The sequence below is a fragment of the Rubrivirga halophila genome, from assembly GCF_046845755.1.
Classification (GTDB): domain Bacteria; phylum Bacteroidota; class Rhodothermia; order Rhodothermales; family Rubricoccaceae; genus Rubrivirga.
This window is the reverse complement of record NZ_CP177357.1, coordinates 486,076-503,228: the sequence shown is the minus strand read 5'-3', so window position 1 is coordinate 503,228 and position 17,153 is coordinate 486,076. Positions and strand designations below refer to the sequence as shown.

Below are 17,153 nucleotides of genomic sequence, written 5' to 3'. Positions count from 1 at the left end.
GGCCGATCGCGGACGGCCGAGAACAGAAAACGGGCGGGGCCAGCACGCGCCAGCCCCGCCCGTCGATCCTGCGCGTGCGCTACGCCTTGAGCGACTCGACGTAGGCGGCGTGCCCGTCGGTGTCGCCGGCGGCCAGCAGGCGGGCCTGCTCGCGCCACGCCTCCTCGTTGCCGCCGGTCGAGGAGCCGGCCTCGGAGAAGATCTCCTGGAGCCGCTCGTCGGACAGGTCGGCGAGGGCGGCGTACGTCGTGACGCCGGCGTCGGTCAGGATGCCGGAGTACTTCGGGCCGATGCCCGAGAGCGCCGTGAGGTCGTCGGCGGCGCCGGCGTCGCCGGCCGGGGCGTCGGCGGGGGCCTCCTCAGCGGCGGCCTCGGCGTTGGCGACCGTCTCGGGCTCGGGCGGGGCGGAGCCGGCCGGCTCCTCGCCGGACGTGCCCTCCGTGGCGTCGGGCGCGACCGTCGCGGGCTCGGCCTCGACGGCGTCCTCCTGCTCGGCGCCGGCCTCGGTCTGCTCGGCGAACGCGGCGGCCGAGGCGTCGGCGACGGCCTCGGTCGTGTCCTCGGTCACGGCGGGCTGCTCCTCGGCGGCGTCCGGGGCGGCCTCGGCGACCGTCTCGGGCGTGGCCTCGGCGACGGCTTCCTCAGCGGCGTCGTGCGTCTCGTCGGGCGCGGCCTCGGCGACGGCCTCCTCGGTCGTCGTCTCGGCGGCCGGGGCGTCGGCGTCGGCGGCCTCCGTGAGCGCCTCCGAATCGGCGGCGGCGGCGGCGTTCTCGGCCCGCGCGGCCTCGGCGGCGGCGCGCTCCTCGGCCTCGGCGGCCTCGCGCTGGGCCTGGAGCTCGGCCTCGCGCTCGGCACGGGCCTTGGCGAGCTCGGCGGCCTTCTCCTTGGCGGCGGCCTTCTCGGCGGCGAGCGCCTCGGCCCGGCGCTCGGCGCGCGTCTTCTTGCCGGTCGAGGCGGCCTTCTCGGCGCGGCGCGCCTTGAACTCCTCGACGGCCGTCTCGATCTCCTCGGCCGACTTCCCGGCCTTCTGGAGCGACCAGCGCATCAGGATGCCCTCCTTCTGGAGCAGGTTGCGGACGGTGTGCGACGGCTGGGCGCCCTGGCCGAGCCAGTACAGGATGCGCTCGGCGTTGAACTTGACCTGGGCGGGCTCGGAGATCGGCTCGTAGCGGCCGAGGTCTTCGATAAACTTGCCGTCGCGGGGCGAGCGGCTGTCGGTGGCGACCAGGCCGTAGACGGGCAGCTGCTTGCGGCCCATGCGGCGGAATCGGAGCTTGACGGACATTCGGGGTGGGGTTGGGTGAGTCGAGGGGATCGGTTCGGGGCGCCGGAGCAGGCAAACGCTGCCCTCCGGCCCCGAACCCTGCGGGCGCTAGCGCCCGGTCAGGAGTTGGGAGGCGTCGACGGAGCGGCCCTTGCCCTGGAGCTTGGACATCGTCTTCATCATCTTCTTCATCTCGCGGAACTGCTTGAGGAGCGCGTTGACGTCCTGCACCTCGAGGCCGGCGCCCTTGGCGATCCGGCGGCGGCGCGAGCCGTTCATCTGGTCGGGGTTGGCCCGCTCGAACGGCGTCATCGACTGGATGAGCGCCTCGATGTGCTTGAAGGCGTCGTCGTCGACGTCGATCTGCTTGATGGCCTTGCCGACGCCGGGGATCATGCCCAGGAGGTCCTTGAGCGACCCCATGTTCTTGATCTTCTGGAGCTGGTCGTAGAAGTCCTGGAGGTCGAAGTCCTGGGTCCGGAACTTGCGCTGCAGCTTCTCGGCCTCCTCGACGTCGAACTGCTCCTGGGCCTTCTCGACGAACGAGACCACGTCGCCCATGCCCAGGATGCGCTGGGCCATCCGGTCGGGGTAGAACTCCGTCAGCGCGTCGAGCTTCTCGCCCGTGCCGGCGAACTTGATCGGCTTCTCGACGACCGAGCGGATCGACAGGGCGGCCCCGCCGCGTGTGTCGCCGTCGAGCTTGGTGAGCACGACGCCGTCGATGTCGAGCCGGTCGTTGAAGGCCTTGGCCGTGTTGACGGCGTCCTGGCCCGTCATCGCGTCGACGACGAACAGGATCTCGTCGGGCTCGGTCGCGGCCTTGATGGCGACGACCTCGTCCATCATGGCCTCGTCGACGTGCAGGCGGCCGGCGGTGTCGATGATGATCGTGTCGCGGCCCATCCGGCGCGCCTCAGCGACGGCCTTGCGGGCCACGTCGACGGCGTCCTGGACGGGCACGCCGTCGGCGCCGCGGATCGAGAAGACCGGGACGCCGACCTGGCCGGCGAGTGTCTCGAGCTGGTCGACGGCGGCCGGGCGGTACACGTCCGCGGCGGCGACCATCGGGCTGCGGCCCTTGCTCTTGAGGAACAGCGCCAGCTTGCCGACGAACGTGGTCTTGCCCGCGCCCTGGAGGCCGGCCACCAGGATCACCGTCGGCGGCTTCTTGGCTTGGTTGAGGTCGACGTGGACGTCGCCGAGCAGGTACACGAGCTCGTCGTAGACGTGCTTGACGAACTGCTGGCCCGGGTTGACGGCCTGCAGCACCTTCTCGTCGGTGACGTGCGCCTTCACCTTGTTGGTGAAGTCCTTGGCGACCTGGTAGTTGACGTCGGCGTCGAGGAGCGCGCGGCGGACCTCGCGCATCGTCTCGGCGATGTTGAGGTCGTTGATCCGGCCCTCGCCCTTGACGGACTTCAGGGCGACATCAAGCTTGTCGGACAGCGTTTCGAACATTCGGAGGGGGCCTGGGGGACGGTGGGGGTCGCAGCGAGCGCCAGAGGTTCTGGCGGGCCGCGCGGGCGGGGCGGGGTCGCGGGGTGCCGAAGCGTCCACCGGTGCGGCCGTAGCCCTGCCCGGGGTGTCCGGGACGAGGCGATGACAAAAGTAGGGAGCCGGCCTGGGCGAGCCGGTGAAGGGCTGGCGGATATGCGACGGGCTCGCGGAGAGGCGCGTGGCGGGGACGCCGAATGGGGTCGCGCGCGGTGCCGGCCGGCTGCAAGCTTGCGTCCCCCTTCCCTCTCGGCCATGCGACCCCTCCTGCTCGCCGCCCTCGTCGCTCTCCCGCTCGTCGCCGGTTGCGACACGACGCGCGACCCCGTCGCGTGCACGCTGATCGGCTGCTCCGACGCGCTCATCGTCCGGGTCGCCACTCCCGGCCCGCCCCCCGACGGCCGCTACGTCGTCCGCGCGTCGGGCGACGTGACCCGGACGTGCTCGTTTACGCTGGCGTCGGCCCCGACCGACACCGGCGACGAGTGCCGGGGCGTCTGGATCGAGGACGGCGTTCTGATGGTGACGCTGGAGCCGGTGCGGGGCGCGTTGCGCGTCGAGGTCCAGCGCGACGGCGCTGTCGTGGCCCGTGGCTCGGGCGTGGCGGACTACGAGCCGCAGTACCCCAACGGCGTCCAGTGCGGGGCCGTCTGCGAGATCGCCCGCGTGACCGTCGGCGGGTTGTAGCGGTCGCGCCCGCCGTACCCTTCGGCATGACGACCGATCCCTGGTGGGCCTTCGCCCTCGACCCCGACACCCGCGCCGATCCAGACGCGAACCGCCTGCGCGACGACGACGGCACGCCGCTCGTCAACCCCCCTGGCCCGGACGGGCGGCTGGGGCTGGACTACGCGGGCTACCTCGGCCTCGGGGACCTGCTGGCGGCCGGGACCCCGGCGTCGTCGGTGCCCGACGAGCGGGCGTTCGTGATCGTGCACCAGCTGTGCGAGGTGGTCTTTAAGCAGATGACGTTCGACCTCGCGGTCGTGGCGGCGACGCTCGACCGCGTCCGCGCGATGCCCGAGGCGGCCCGCGTCGCGCTGGCCCTCGCGGAGGGTGAGATCGACGACGCCGAGAGCCGGGCGGCGGCCGTGTGGCGCCCGGCGATCACCGCCTCGAACCGCCTCCGGCACGCCGCGCGGCGGCTGCTCCCCCCGATCATGGAGCTGATGGGCCGCAACGGCGAGGACGACGTGCTGTTCTCGCGCTTGGAGTTCGCCCTCTTCCGCGAGCACCTCGTCCCGTCGTCGGGCTTCCAGGCGGCGCACCTGCGGCTGATCCAGCGGGCGCTCGGGAAGGGGCCGCTCCTCGACCTGCGCGTCTTCCCCGGCGACACGTTCAGCCGCCACTACACCGGGTCGCCGTGCGGGCACGTGGCGCTGGCGGACCCCGTCGTGCTCCGGGGCGGGGCCGAGGCGGCCTCCCCCCCACCCGGCTCACCCGCCAGCGGGGCCGCTCGCTTGGACGCCGCCGCGCACGAACTGCTGGCGTCGCTGCCCCACCTGGGCGAAGACCTCCCCCCTCCCCCGTCGGTCCGCCGCATCCACGCTGAGGACGTGGACCGGGCCGTCAGTCGGTTCCGCGCGACGCTGGGGCTGGCGGCGGGCGCGAGCGGGACCGAGCCGGCGGCCGTCGAGGCGTTCCGCTCCGACCTGGAGGCGGCCGCGAGCGCGGAGAACGCACGGCGCGACGGGATGGCGGCGGCGCGAGCGGGCGCCTATTACCTCCAGGCGCGAGCCCCGAAGTCGGCCCTCGCCCACATTCTGGAGCGCGTCGTGGCCACGGACGACGCCCTGCACGCCTCCTCCGATGGAAGCTTCCTGACGGTCCACCGCCGGACGGTGCGCCGCCACGTCGACGACGGCTCGGGCACGGGCGGCGGCGGGATGCCCTACCTCGTCACGAGCCAGCGCTACCTGCTGCCGCTCTTCCCGGCGCTCGTGGCGTGGCAGGACCTGGAGCTGTGAGAGGCATACGGGATGCGGAATGCGAGAGGGATGCGGGGCCCCTCCGCCCATCCCTCCATGCCCTATCCCCCATCCCTCTCGCGCAGCAAGTCCATCGTCTCGACGGCGTGGCGGAGGTGCGGGATGACGATGCTGCCGCCGACGACGAGAGCCACGTTCATCGCGTCCATCATCTCGTCGTCGGAGTACCCCGCCTCGGCGCACTGCTCGATGTGGTAGTCGATGCAGTCGTTGCAGCGCAAGACGGCACTGGCAACCAGGCCCAGCAGTTCCTTGGTGCGGCCGTCGAGCGCGCCGTCGCGATACGCGGCGGTGTCGAGGTTAAAAAAGCGCTTGACGCCGAGGTGGCTGCCCTCGTCCAGGATGCGGGCGTTCATCCGGGCGCGGTAGGCGTCGAAGCGGTCGAGGCGGGTCTCGGACATGTCTAGGGCGGGCGTGGCGGCGGAGAAAGCGGCGGCGCGCGAGCGGTTCCGGGCGCTCCGCGCCTCCACGCCGTCTGCGCAGGCGGCCGCCGTCTCGGCGGCGATCGTGGCACGGGCCCGGGCGCTGCCCGACATCGAGGCCGCGCGCGTCGTCCACCTGTTCTGGCCGCTCCCCGGCGAGGTCGACCTCCGCGCACTGGCGTCGGCGCTGGCGGCCGAGGGCCGGACGGTCGCGCTCCCGGTCGTGACGGGGCGGTCGCTGGTGCACCGCCGGTTCGAGGGGGCCGACCGCCTGGTGGCCGGGGCCTTCGGGACGATGGCGCCCGCCGCGGACGCGCGAGCGGTTGCGCCGGGCGAGATCGATGTCGTCCTGGTGCCGGGCCTGGCGGCGGGGCGCGACGGGAGCCGCCTCGGCTACGGCGGCGGCTACTACGACCGGTTCCTGGCCGAGACGGCGGCGCTCCGGGTCGGCGTGGTCCCGGCTGCGGCCCTGGTGGACGCGCTGCCGACCGCACCGCACGACGCCCGGCTACAGCTCATACTAACGGAATCAGAGACCATCCGAACCAGGCCGTAGCCCGCGAAAACGCCCCGCCCACCCGAGGGCCGGCGGGGCGCCGTGCTAACCGAGGCGGGCCTCAGTGCACCTGCACGTTGCCGTTCTCGACCTCGTTGATCGCGGAGTCGAGCATGAGGTCGCACCAGAGCTGCGCGTCGCCCGGGGCGACGGCGAACGAGATCTGGTCGGGCGGGCCGTTGCCCTCGCCGTTGTCGACCACGTGGAAGCCGCGGATGACCCCGACCTGGGCTGGGTCATCGGAGCCCGTCGTGGGCCCGGCGAACCACGCCTGGTTTCCGTCGACGCTGATGCACGTAACGTCGCCGCGCAAACGGACCGGGAAGCTGCGTGCGTTGAGGTTCCAGCGCCCACGAGCGCCGTTCCGGGCCTCCTGAGCGTTGAACGAGAAGGTGCGGTACTGGTCGCCTTCGGGGAGGCCGACGCGGGTGTCGACAAAGTGGCCGCTGCCGGTGGCCTTGGCGCCCGAGGCGCGGGCGTCGGCGGAGGCGGCCTCGGGCGAGGCCGCGTCGCAACCGGCGAGCAGGAGGGCGACGACGGCAACGCCGAGCCAGGCGGCGCGAGGGGTCGATGCGTTCATGAGATCGGGAGGGAACGTGAGCGGGGGGACGACCGGGGATAAGATTAGAGTGAGCGTTGCGAATGGCAGGCCGGACCCGGGTGCATCCCCAGCGGGCGCGGCCCCGTAGATTGCCGCCCACCGCTTGCACCGCCATGGCCACCCGTTCCCGCCGCCGGTCCTCCGAGTCCGAAGAGGAGGTCTACGACGACGACTTCGGCGTCGTCTCGGACGACGACATCGTGGCGTTCATGGCCGAGCAGGAGCTCGAAGAGGAGGCGCACGAGGAGAAGGAGGCCGGGTTCTGGAACCTCCAGACCGCCTCGGGGATGGGCCTGATCGGGATCGGCGCCTTGTACAGCCTCCAACTGATGGGGCTGCTGCGGATCGGGAGCGCCGTGCTGGGCCAGCTGGCGGCCGTGCTCCCCATCTTCGCGGCCGTGCTGATCATGCTGACCGGCTTCGGGGTGCTGTCGTGGAGCCCCGCCGCCCGGCGCACCCGCAAGGCCCGCGCCCGCGCCGCGCGCCGCCGCAAGCAGCAGCGCCGGCAGCGGACGACCGAGCGCAAGACGGTCGGCCGGAGCGCGCGCGCGGACAACGCCGGGCGCCAGGCCTCGCGCGCCTTCGCGCAGGCCGAGAAGGCCCTCCGGGGCGCCGGGAACGCCGCCAGCCGCGCCGCCGACGAGGCCCGCCGCCGCCGCGCCAAGGCCCGGCGAGAGGGCCGCACCAAGCTGATGAAGGACCGCAAAAACCGGAAGATCTCCGGCGTGGCGGCCGGCATGGCCAACTACTTCGGGCTCGAGCCGACGGTCGTCCGGATCGGTTGGGTGCTGGCGGCCATCTTCAGCCAGGGCGGCGCCATCATCCCGTACATCATCCTGTCGATGATCCTCAACAACGACGAGACCGGCGGCGACGACGACGACCCGGTCGTGCTGGTGACGGGCGACTGACCCGGCGCTCGCGGGCCGCGGCGGCCCATCGGCGACGGGAGCGGCGGGTAGCTTGCGGGCCGCCCTCCACGCCCGATGCTCCGCGCCCTCGCCGTCGCCCTCCTCCTCCTGCCTACGTCCGCGCTCGCCCAGCGTGAGGGCGTGCTCGAGACCGGGAGCCCGCTCTCCGATCTCGTGCGGCGGCAGGCCACGGCGGGGCGGCTCCCCCAGGGCGCCGGCGACGCGCGCCCCCTCGCGGCCGGCGAGGCGCGCGCGTTCGTCGACTCGCTCGCGGCGGACGACCTCAGCGCCCTCTCCCGCGCCGACCGCGAGCTGGTCGAGCGCTACCGCTCCGACACGCCGGCTACCCTGTTCGGGCGCCCGGCCCCGCTGGGGGCCTACCGCGACGGCATTTCGGTGGCGCGCGTCAGCGGAGACGGGTACGCCTTCGAAGCGGCGCCCGTCCTGGCGCTGGCGGCCGGGCCCGCCGCGCGCACCGCCGGCGACGGGCTCGCGTACCGCAACACCCGGGGCGCGCGTGCCGCCGGCCACCTCGGCCGCCTCTACTTCGAGACCCGGGCGACCGAGAACCAGCGCGTCCCGCTCGTCTTCGCCCGCGACTCGATCCGGGCGACGGCGCCAGGCCTGGGCTTCGTCAAAGGGCTCGGCGACGACGGCTACGACTACCTCGAGGCGACGGGCGCCGTCGGCTACCGCGACCGCTTCGTCGACGTGCGGCTGGCCCGCGACCGCAACGACTGGGGCGCCGGGATCGGGACGCTCTTCCTGTCGGCCCACTCGGCCGCCTACGACCACCTCCGGATCGCCGCCGCCGCCGGGCCCGTCCGCTACACGATGGCCGTGGCGCGGCTGACGACGCCCGACCGTGACCCGCGCGGCAACGACACCGTGCTGCCGTCCAAGTACGCGGCGTTCCACCGCTTCTCGGTCGCCTTCGGCCGCGTCCAGCTCGACGCCTTCGAGGCCGTCGTCTTCCACGACGACACGCTCCGCGGCAACCGGCGCGGGCTGGAGCTGGGCTACCTCAACCCCGTCATCTTCTTCCGGCCCGTCGAGAGCGAGCTCGGCTCGGGCGACAACGCGTTGCTGGGCGCGGGGATTTCGGTGCGCGGCCGGGGCGTGCGGAGCTACCTCCAAGTGCTCCTCGACGAGTTCCGCGCCGCCGGCTTCTTCGACGACGTCCACACCAACAAGTGGGGCCTGCTGGCGGGCGTCCACACCGTCGACCTCGGGCTGGCCGGGCTGGAAGCCCGGGCCGAGTACGCCCGGATGCGGCCCTACCTGTGGGGCCACCGGACCGAGTCGAGCGCCTACGTCCACTACAACGACGTGCTGGGCCACGACGCCGGCCCGAACGCCGACCGCGCCACGCTCGCGCTCCGCTACCGCCCCGACGTGCGCACGACGGCCTCGCTGTCGGTCGCCCGGACGCGCCGGGGCCGCGACCCCGAGGGCGTCTACGTCGGCGCCGACCCGCGCGTCTCGTACATCACGCGCCGCGACGACGTCGCCCCGACGTTCGTGGGCGTCCGCCAGACGGCCTGGGATGTGCAGGCCGTGCTCAGCCGCGAGCTCCTGCCCCGGCTCGCGGTCGACCTCGCGGCCACGCTCCGCACGCTCGACGACGCCGAGCGCGGGCCGACACGCAACGCGGCGCTCACCGTCGGCCTGCGCTGGGAGATCGCCGCGCTCGGGCTGGGGGAATAAAAAACGGGGCCGCCGCAGACTGCGACGGCCCCGCTCGGAGGGCGGCTCGGGAGCGCTACGCGCCGGCGGGCGCCCACGCCGCCTGGGTCGCCTCGATGGCCTTCGGCCCGACCGTCGGGTCGATCGTCTTGTCCTCGTCGGTCAGCTCGGCCGCGACGACCGTGCAGACGACCTCGGACAGCTCGCCGATGGCGGCCGTCAGGTCGCGCAGGTTGCCGATCGCGAGCGCGGCCAGGTCGTCGGCTTTAAGGGCCAGCGCCGTCGTGTACAGCATGTGGTAGCTGATGGCGGCCAGCCCGGTCGCCGTGTACGTGTCGCGGACCATGCGCGAGACCTTGTCGGTCTGACGGAGCTGGTCGTAGAACCCGGCGGCGACGCCGAGGGCGCCGAACGCGGCCTCCTTGAGGGCCTCCTTGACGCCGCCGCCCTCGGAGCGCTCGTTGTACGCCTCGAGCTCGCGGACGTGGCTCTGGAGCTTGCTCCGGAGCGACGACAGCGACCGGTGCGCGGCGGGGTACCGAGCGGTGTCGTCCGACTCGAGCTGGCGCTCGACGGCCTCGAGGATGTGCGTCTCGACGGCCGCCATGTCGGTGACGTAGTTGTTCAGGATGGTGGTGCGATCCATGGGAAGAGGGGGATGGGAGAGGGGAGGGCCTTCCACCGAACGCGTCCGCCAGCGTTCCGCGAGGCCGGCCCGGTTCGGGCGGATTCACCCCGCCTAGCGGGTTGTGGGGAATCCCCCGACGGCGCGGCGCCACCTGCGCATCAAGACGCCCCCGGCGACCTCGAGGCCGTCGCCCCCCTTCCGACCGTTGGTAACGCCGGGGCCCCATGGCCGCCGACGCATCCCAGGGCGCCTGCGTCCGTAGGCGTCCCCGCCGCCCTCCAGACCTCCCGTCCGCCCTGCCCGCGCGGCGCTCCCTCCCACCTCGCGCCGTTTCGGCCCATCTTAGGCAGACGTTCTCCCCACACCGCTCCCCGACATGATCCGGTCCGTGTCGCTCGCTGCCCTCGGCACGCTCCTCCTCGGAGCCGCCTACGCCGCCCGCATCGGCGGGACGCCGGTCCTGCCCGAGACGCCCTACGACTACGAGAGCGTCGCCCTCCCGGACTACCTCATGCCGGAGGAGGTCCGGGACTGGGACACCACACCGGACGACAACCCGGTCACCGACGCCGGCGCGACGCTGGGGCGCGTCCTCTTCTACGACGTCCGGCTGTCCCAGAACGGCGCCGTCTCGTGCGCCTCGTGCCACCGCCAGGAGCACGGGTTCTCGGACCCCCGCCCCCGGAGCACGGGGTTCGAGGGCGTGCCGACCGCTCGGCACTCGATGGCCCTCGCCCTCGCGCGCTACGACCGGGCCCGCCGCTTTTTCTGGGACGCCCGGGTGCGGACGCTGGAGGACCTCGTCCTGCAGCCGATCCAGGACCCCGTCGAGATGGGGCTGACGCTCGACGATCTGACGACCCGGCTGGAGGCGACCGACTTCTACCCCGGCCTGTTCGCCGACGCCTTCGGCACGCCCGAGGTCACGAGCGACCGCGTGGCCCGGGCGCTGTCCCAGTTCGTCCGCTCGATCGTGGCCACCAACACGCGGTACGACGCCGCGCGCGGCGCCCCGGACGCCCGCTTTGGCCAGCCGCTCGCCGGCCTCACCGATCAGGAGAACCGCGGGCTCGAGCTGTTCTTCGGGCCCGGCCGCTGCGAACAGTGCCACACGAACGACCTGTTCGTGGGCGGCGCGATCCTCAGCAACGGGCTCGACTCGGTCGTGACCGACCGAGGCGCCGGGCGGGGCCGCTTCCGCGTCGTGACGCTCCGCAACATCGCGCTGACGGCGCCCTACATGCACGACGGCCGGTTCGCCACGCTCGACGACGTCGTCGACCACTACGACTCCGGCGTCCAGCCCAGCCAGTTTCTCGACCTCCGCCTGCGCGGCCACCGCGGCCGCCCGCAGCGCCTGGGCTTCAGCGCCGAGGACCGGGCCGCACTCGTGGCCTTCCTCCACACGCTCACCGACACCACGCTGACGACCGACCCGCGGTGGTCGGACCCGTTCGCCGCCCGGCCGACGGCCGACTAAGCGGGCGCGGACGCGAGCCGGGGCGCCAGCATTAGCGGATCACCGCGATCTTGCCGACCGTCGTCGACCCGTCCGAGCCGGCCGCGGCGACGAGGTAGACGCCCGACGGGACGAGCTGGCCCGACGCGTCGCGGCCGTCCCAGCGGAACGAGCCGCCCCGGACCTCGCCGGCGAACACGACGTCACCGGCGACGGTCGCCACGCGGACCCGGGAGACGGCCGAGGGCAGCCCGCTCACGACCACGCCCTCCGCCGCCGTCGCCGGGCGGAACGGCGACGGCGCGGTGACGAGCGCGCTCGACCCGACGACGGGCCGCGTCGCGTCGCCGGGCGCGCTGAACAGGCCCTCGTCGGTGACGAAGAACACGCGGCCGGTCGACGGGTCCACGGCGATCCGATAGACGGGATCGCTCGGGAGCGGGCTGTTCTCGGCGTTGACCGTCCGCACGAGCTCGTCGCCGGCCGCGTTGAGGAGGTAGGCCCCGCTGGAGGTCCCGACCCAGAGCTGACCCGCCGGGTCGACTTCGAGGTCGAACACCTCGACGTCGCGCAGCAGGTAGTCCCGCCCGTCGGCGATGACGGGCCACTGGGGCGTCGCGAGCGCGGGGTCGGCGGCGAAGGCGGAGCCGGGCGAGAACACGAACGCGATGCCCCGCGCGGTCCCGATCCAGACCCGGCCCTGGCGGTCCACGACGACGTCGCGGACGTCGGCGTCGGGGAGGCCGGTGCCGCCGCCGGTGACGCCGGAGTAGCGGACGGCGCGGTCGTCGGCACCCGAGCGCGGGTCGGCGCCGGTGTCCCAGGCGCCGAGCCCGTTGCCGCCGAGCGCGATCCACTTCTGGCCGAACTCGTCGATGGCGACGCGGAACGGCTCGGCCGTCGCCGGGATGCCAGGCGGGTACTGCAGCCCGGTCCACTCGCCGTCGGCGAAGACGTGGAGCGGGACGCCGGACGAGTTGAGCACCCAGGCCCGGTCGTCGTCGTCGAAGGCCACGTCGCGGACGACGACGAAGCCGGGTGCGCCGAGGGCGGCCTCGAGCGACGAGTTGGCCTCGGTGTACGTCGTCGGGGTGCCGTCTCGGAACACGCTCAGGCCGCCGCCGCCCGAGCCCGCGAAAAAGGCGCCGTCCGGCGCCACGGCGGCCGACAGCAGCGACGAGCGGACGATGTCGAGCGACCCGTCGTCCGTGCGGTACGAGGTCCACGTCCCGTCTTCGAACCGGCTGACCGACGCGTACCCCGCCGACGCCAGCCGCTCGGTGACGAGCCACAGCACGCCGTCCTCGCCGATGTCCAGGTCGGTGATGGCCGTCGAGAGCGGGCCGGGGGGGGCGACCGTCTCGGGCGTCACGTTGTTCTCCCCGGGCGCGGGCGTCGGCGTCAGCCGGAACAGCCCGACGGCAGCGTCGGCGGCCCAGGGCGCGCCGTCGGGCCCGAGCGCCAGCCCGGACAGCGAGCTCGCGCCGGCGACGCGGTAGAACGACGACGGACCGGAGGGCGGGAGGGCGTACACGAAGCCCGGCGCGAGCGCGTAGAGCACGCCGTCGCCCGGCACGAGATCGACGATCGGGTTGTTGGTGAACAGCCGGCGCTCGAAGCCGCTCGCGGTCCGGCGGTAGAGGTCGCGGGCGCCGTCGGGCCCGCCCCCGACGTAGAGGTCGCCGTCGACCAGGGCCAGGCTGAAGGCCCCGCCGTCGAGGCCGAGCCGGGCCCACGCGCCGGGCGCCTGGAGCACGCCGCCGAGCCGGGCCGCGTACGCGCCGCCGGCCGTGGCGACGTAGAGCCCGTCCGAGCCGTCCGCAAGCGGCGCCGCGAGCACGTCGTTGACCGGCGTGCCGGCCTCGAGGTCGCCGATCCGGGCGTAGGCCTCGACCGTCCGCCCGGCGTCGCCGTCGAACACGACGACGCCGAAGTCGGTCGCCAGGTACAGGCGCTCGCCGGCCACGACGACGCGGCGGATCCCGCGCGAGGCGTACTGGTCGGCCCGCTGCACGTCGAAGAACGCCGTGACCTCGAACGTCTGGGCGTCGAGCCGCTCGAGCACGCCGTCTTGGTAGCCGATCCAGACCACGTCGCGGCCGGCGTCGTACGTCAGCGCGCCGATGGGCCCGCCGCGGAGGTCGCCCGCCGAGGTGACGGTCGCCAGCTCGCCCGTGCCGACGTCGTAGAAAAAGAGGCCGCCGGCCGTCGCCGCCCACAGCCCGTCGGGCGTCGCGGTCAGCGCGGTGACCTCGTTGTAGGCGGGGTAGGCTTGCCAGCCCGGCGCCTGGGCGGCGGCGGGGAGCGCGAGAACGACGGCGACGAGGAGCGCGAGGAGCGTCCGCATGGGGGTGCAGAGAAAGTGCGCGTACCGGTCGTCGGGGGCGTCGGGGGGCTAGAGCTGGCGGGCGAGGTTGACCATCTCGACGGCGCCGGCGGCGGCTTCGGCGCCCTTGTTGCCGGCCTTCGTCCCGGCCCGCTCCCACGCCTGCTCGATCGAGTCGACGGTGAGCACGCCGAACAAGACGGGGACGCCGGTGTCGAGGGCGGCCTGCAGGCACCCATTCGCGGCCCCGCCGGCCACGTAGTCGAAGTGGGCCGTGGCGCCGCGGATGACGGCGCCCAGGCAGATCACGGCGTCGTACGTCCCGGAGGCCGCCATCGTGCGGGCGACGAACGGGATCTCGAAGGCGCCGGGGCACCACGCCACGTCGACGGCGTCGGGGTCGGCGCCGTGGCGGCCGAGCGCCTCGACGGCGCCCTCGAGCAACCGCCGGGTGATGGCCTCGTTGAAGCGGCCCGCCACGATCGCGTAGCGCGCGTCGGGGGGCGAGACGAGGGAGCCTTCGAACGTCGTGGACATGGGGAGCGGTCGGTCGGCCGCAAGGTAACGACGGCTGGGGCGGTGCCCGGGCAACTCGGAGCGCCCCGCCGGACGAGCCGGCCGGCGTGCGCCGGCCGCGAGCCCGACCCGGTGCGCCGCCGCTGCCGCGCCACCTCGCGCGCCCCTAGTTTTCGAGATGCCCACGTCGACCGCCCAGCCCCTGCCGACGGCCGCTCTGCTGCCGGACCTGCCACCGGCTGTGCCCCGCCGGGGCCACCCGCGCTGGCTCCGCGCGCTCGGGCGGTGGGTGTTCACCGCGATGGGCTGGCGCTACGCGGGCGGCTTCGCGGACGTGCCCCGGATGGTGCTCGTCGGCGCGCCCCACACGTCGAACTGGGACGGGCTCGTGGGGCTGGCGGCCGCCGCGTGGTGCGACCTGTCGTTCGCCGTCTTCGCCAAGCGCCAGCTGTTCTGGGGCCCCCTCGGGTGGGCGTTGCGCGCGTTCGGCGGCGTGCCCGTCGACCGCGCAGCCCCGGGTGGGCTCGTCGCGCAGGGCGTCGAGCGCCTGCGGGGGCCCGAGCCGGCGATCGTGGCGCTCACGCCCGAGGGCACCCGGAGCGCGGTCCCGCGCTGGAAGTCCGGCTTCCACCGGATCGCCGTCGAGGCCGACGTCCCCATCGCCGTGGTCGGCCTCGACTGGGGCCGCCGCGAGATCCGCATCTGCGGGACGCTCGTGCCCTCGGGCGACCTCGACGCCGACCTGGCGGCCATCGACGGCCTGCTGGCGGGCGTCGAAGGGCGGCACCCCGACCGCGCGACGGCGCCGACGGCGGGCCGGGCGGTGACGGCCTGAGTCCGGCTCAGGACTCCCCTTCCGCGTCTCCGGGCGCCGGGCCACCGGTGCCGGGCTTGCCCTCGAGGTCGTTGCGGAAGAGCCGCGAGGTCGGGTACGCGAGGTCGATGTCGTCGCGGACCGCGAGCCGGTCCAAGATCGCCTCCCACACGTCCTGCTCGCTCCCGCGCACGCGCCGGGGCTCGACGAGGTAGCGCAGCGTGAGCTGGACGCCCTCCCCCACGACCGTCGTGTACACGACCGGCGTGAGCTTGGAGTAGAAGATGAAGTACTCCCGGGCCGCCCGGCGCAGCGTCCGCTCGGCGTCGTCGGACAGGTGCCCCGCCGTCTCCTCGCCGACTTCCTCGAGCAGCGTCTTCGCCGCCCGCCAGTCGCTCTCGAACGTGACCACGACGGCGATCTCATGCCACACGTAGGCGAACGCGCCGGTGTGGTTGACGACCGAGTCCGAAAACACCCAGCCGTTGGGGACGTGGATGATGCGGCCGGTCGACTGCCCCGCGCCCGTCCGCGTCCCGACTTCCAGGAGCGTGAACTGGAAGACGCGCTGGTCGATCACGTCGCCGGTGTGCTGGCGGATCGTGACGCGGTCGCCGGTCGAGAACGGGCGGCGCCACAGGACGAACGCCCAGCCGGCGAGGTCGACGAGCGGGTCCTTGAGCGCAATCGCCACGCCCGCCGTCAGCAGCCCCAGGAAGGTCCCGAGCCCGCCGGCTTCCGACAGCCAGATCGAGAACAGCCCGACCGTCAGCACGGCCGTCGCGATGTAGGTCGTGACCTTGCGCCAGCGGTAGATCCGGCGCGAATCGTCGGGCGCCCGCTGGCGGATGCCCCGCAGGACGAGCTGGCGGACGGCCCACACGGCGACGATCAGGACGGCCGACCAGACCAGGTCGGTCGTGAGCGCGGACCCGAGCCCGGTCAGCTCGGAGAGCGCCTCGCCTGCGCGGTCGCCCAAGGCGTCGGTGGCCTGGGCCACGGGCTACTCGGCCTCGGCGATAAACTGGCCGAGGCAGCGCTCGCTGTACGACGCGAACGTCGACGCAACGACCCGGCCGTTGACGGCCAGCTTGGGGACGGAGATGCCGCCATCCTCCCGGGCGAAGGCGCCGGTCACGGCGTCGGCCTGGGCCTGGATGTCGGTGAGGTAGACCTGGAGCTGGGCGTCGTCGTTGAGCGCCGCCTCGAACGCCGCGCCGTCCATGCCGACCGCGTTGACGGTCGCCACCAGCTCGGGCAGCGTCATGCCCCAGGTCGCGTCCTGGCGCTCGAACATCTCGTGCATCAGGTCGAAGAACTTGCCCTCCTGCTGGGCCATCTTGAGCGCGACGACCTGGCCGAGCGACTGCTGGCGCAGCGGGAACGGCACGTAGTAGAACTTGGCAGCCTCGCCGTTCTCCGCGATCACGCCGTCCAGCGTCTCCGACAGGTCGCGGCAGTGCGGGCAGTTCGGGTCGAACACCTTGACGACCGTCACCGGCGCGTCGGCGCTGCCGAGGTACGGGCCCGTCGTGAAGGCGGAAAGGTCCGCGATCGGATCGTACTCGGGGTCGTACGTGCACTCGCCGGTGACGTCCTGGATGCGGGGCGTCGGGACGGTCGGTGTGTCGCCGGAGGCGGACGCCAGCGCGGAGCTCGGGCCGTCGTCGGGGGCGGTGCGGGCGGCCAGGGCGAACGCGCCCAGCAGCAGGACCACGAAGCCGCCCAGCACGGGGAGGTACGGGCGGAACAGGGCGAGGCCGGTCGGCTCGGTGGCCCGGCGGCGGCGTGGGACGTCGGCGGGGGCGGGGGCGTCGGAGGGCATGCGGCGGTGCTCGAGCACGTGGAGGACGAGGAGGGTCAGGACAATTGCGGCCGAGGTCATGCACAGCGCGCAGAACGAGCCGATGACGGCGGCCTGGAGGTAGACGAGGTAGGCCGTGTACGCGGCGCCCACGCCGACCACGCCGAACGACGCCAGCCGCAGCCGGTCGTCGCGCACGGCGATGTAGGCCAGCCGGAGCCCGGCGATCAGGACGTAGAACAGCAGGCCCAACGTCACGTTCGGGATGCCGAGAAAGTCGGCGTACTCGCCCTCGGTGACGGTCGCGCAGCCCGAGCCCTCGCCCGTGACGGCGGCGCCCGCCGAGTAGTCGACGCCGCCGAGCCCGGTGCAGCCGGCGGCGAACCCGTTCGCCTTCTGGAGCGCGAGGTGAGTCACCACGACGATGCCCAAGAGGGCGACGCCGAGGAGCAGCTTGCGGAGGAGGGAGGTCTGTGCGGGCAAGGCCATGGTCGAGGCGGGAGGTCCGGGAAACGCGGGCGACGGGCGCGTCCGTCTGCGGGACGAAGCTACGGCGGCGCGGGGCGCGCCTCCCATTGCCGCGGGACGGAACCCGCCACCGAGGAGCGGGCGGCCACGTGGCTCTCGACAGGAGACGGAGGGCGACCGGGCTTGCGCCAGCAGGCCGGCCTGCGCCAACTA

16 protein-coding genes are annotated in these 17,153 nt (G+C 73.7%); 7 read left to right on the top strand and 9 right to left on the bottom strand.

Going from position 1 to position 17,153, the window contains the following annotated elements; translation table 11 throughout:
- Positions 1-79: 79 nt before the first annotated feature.
- Positions 80-1,285, bottom strand: coding sequence for a 30S ribosomal protein S16 (rpsP, locus tag ACLIRP_RS02140; protein ID WP_412062309.1), 1,206 nt, complete (start codon positions 1,283-1,285; stop codon positions 80-82).
- Between the two features lie 87 nt (positions 1,286-1,372).
- A complete protein-coding gene (gene ffh / locus ACLIRP_RS02135; protein WP_412062308.1) occupies positions 1,373-2,725 on the bottom strand; it encodes a signal recognition particle protein in 1,353 nt (450 codons plus the stop codon).
- 291 nt (positions 2,726-3,016) lie between these two features.
- On the opposite strand from ffh, the gene ACLIRP_RS02130 reads away from it, so the two are divergent.
- Positions 3,017-3,448: a hypothetical protein gene (locus tag ACLIRP_RS02130; RefSeq protein WP_412062307.1), complete on the top strand. Its 432-nt coding sequence runs from the start codon at positions 3,017-3,019 to the stop codon at positions 3,446-3,448.
- Between the two features lie 26 nt (positions 3,449-3,474).
- Positions 3,475-4,728, top strand: coding sequence for a hypothetical protein (locus ACLIRP_RS02125; RefSeq protein ID WP_412062306.1), 1,254 nt, complete (start codon positions 3,475-3,477; stop codon positions 4,726-4,728).
- A 62-nt stretch (positions 4,729-4,790) separates the two neighbouring features.
- Here ACLIRP_RS02125 and ACLIRP_RS02120 read toward each other — a convergent pair whose 3' ends face one another.
- Positions 4,791-5,150: a carboxymuconolactone decarboxylase family protein gene (locus tag ACLIRP_RS02120; RefSeq protein ID WP_412062305.1), complete on the bottom strand. Its 360-nt coding sequence runs from the start codon at positions 5,148-5,150 to the stop codon at positions 4,791-4,793.
- On the opposite strand from ACLIRP_RS02120, the gene ACLIRP_RS02115 reads away from it, so the two are divergent.
- Positions 5,149-5,727: a 5-formyltetrahydrofolate cyclo-ligase gene (locus ACLIRP_RS02115; protein WP_412062304.1), complete on the top strand. Its 579-nt coding sequence runs from the start codon at positions 5,149-5,151 to the stop codon at positions 5,725-5,727. The genes ACLIRP_RS02120 and ACLIRP_RS02115 overlap by 2 nt on opposite strands.
- Positions 5,728-5,788: 61 nt before the next feature.
- Here ACLIRP_RS02115 and ACLIRP_RS02110 read toward each other — a convergent pair whose 3' ends face one another.
- On the bottom strand, positions 5,789-6,307 hold the full coding sequence (locus ACLIRP_RS02110) for a hypothetical protein (RefSeq protein WP_412062303.1): 519 nt from the start codon (positions 6,305-6,307) through the stop codon (positions 5,789-5,791).
- A gap of 134 nt (positions 6,308-6,441) precedes the next feature.
- Between ACLIRP_RS02110 and ACLIRP_RS02105 the strand changes: the two genes are divergently transcribed.
- Both ACLIRP_RS02105 and ACLIRP_RS02100 read left to right on the top strand, forming a co-directional pair.
- The gene (locus ACLIRP_RS02105) at positions 6,442-7,239 is read left to right on the top strand and encodes a PspC domain-containing protein (protein WP_412062302.1); all 798 of its coding nucleotides are present in this window, start codon (positions 6,442-6,444) and stop codon (positions 7,237-7,239) included.
- A 75-nt stretch (positions 7,240-7,314) separates the two neighbouring features.
- Positions 7,315-8,946 (top strand): hypothetical protein, encoded by a 1,632-nt coding sequence (locus ACLIRP_RS02100; protein WP_412062301.1) that lies wholly within the window; start codon positions 7,315-7,317, stop codon positions 8,944-8,946.
- Between the two features lie 55 nt (positions 8,947-9,001).
- Here ACLIRP_RS02100 and ACLIRP_RS02095 read toward each other — a convergent pair whose 3' ends face one another.
- The gene (locus ACLIRP_RS02095; RefSeq protein ID WP_412062300.1) at positions 9,002-9,571 is read right to left on the bottom strand and encodes a hypothetical protein; all 570 of its coding nucleotides are present in this window, start codon (positions 9,569-9,571) and stop codon (positions 9,002-9,004) included.
- A 358-nt stretch (positions 9,572-9,929) separates the two neighbouring features.
- Between ACLIRP_RS02095 and ACLIRP_RS02090 the strand changes: the two genes are divergently transcribed.
- Positions 9,930-11,033 carry a cytochrome-c peroxidase gene (locus tag ACLIRP_RS02090; protein WP_412062299.1) on the top strand — a complete coding sequence of 368 codons (1,104 nt, stop codon included), beginning with the start codon at positions 9,930-9,932 and terminating at the stop codon, positions 11,031-11,033.
- Between the two features lie 31 nt (positions 11,034-11,064).
- On the opposite strand, the gene ACLIRP_RS02085 is transcribed toward ACLIRP_RS02090, so the two are convergent.
- Together ACLIRP_RS02085 and ribE are read right to left on the bottom strand one after the other, a co-directional pair.
- A complete protein-coding gene (locus ACLIRP_RS02085; RefSeq protein ID WP_412062298.1) occupies positions 11,065-13,359 on the bottom strand; it encodes a two-component regulator propeller domain-containing protein in 2,295 nt (764 codons plus the stop codon).
- A gap of 48 nt (positions 13,360-13,407) precedes the next feature.
- Positions 13,408-13,875, bottom strand: a complete 468-nt coding sequence (ribE, locus tag ACLIRP_RS02080; protein ID WP_412062297.1) for a 6,7-dimethyl-8-ribityllumazine synthase — start codon at positions 13,873-13,875, stop codon at positions 13,408-13,410.
- A 157-nt stretch (positions 13,876-14,032) separates the two neighbouring features.
- Between ribE and ACLIRP_RS02075 the strand changes: the two genes are divergently transcribed.
- On the top strand, positions 14,033-14,689 hold the full coding sequence (locus ACLIRP_RS02075; protein ID WP_412062296.1) for a 1-acyl-sn-glycerol-3-phosphate acyltransferase: 657 nt from the start codon (positions 14,033-14,035) through the stop codon (positions 14,687-14,689).
- 7 nt (positions 14,690-14,696) lie between these two features.
- Here the strand turns inward: ACLIRP_RS02075 and ACLIRP_RS02070 are convergent, their stop codons facing one another.
- Both ACLIRP_RS02070 and ACLIRP_RS02065 read right to left on the bottom strand, forming a co-directional pair.
- Positions 14,697-15,668: a mechanosensitive ion channel family protein gene (locus ACLIRP_RS02070; RefSeq protein WP_412062295.1), complete on the bottom strand. Its 972-nt coding sequence runs from the start codon at positions 15,666-15,668 to the stop codon at positions 14,697-14,699.
- A 3-nt stretch (positions 15,669-15,671) separates the two neighbouring features.
- A complete protein-coding gene (locus tag ACLIRP_RS02065) occupies positions 15,672-16,961 on the bottom strand; it encodes a vitamin K epoxide reductase family protein (protein ID WP_412062294.1) in 1,290 nt (429 codons plus the stop codon).
- Positions 16,962-17,153 lie beyond the last annotated feature (192 nt).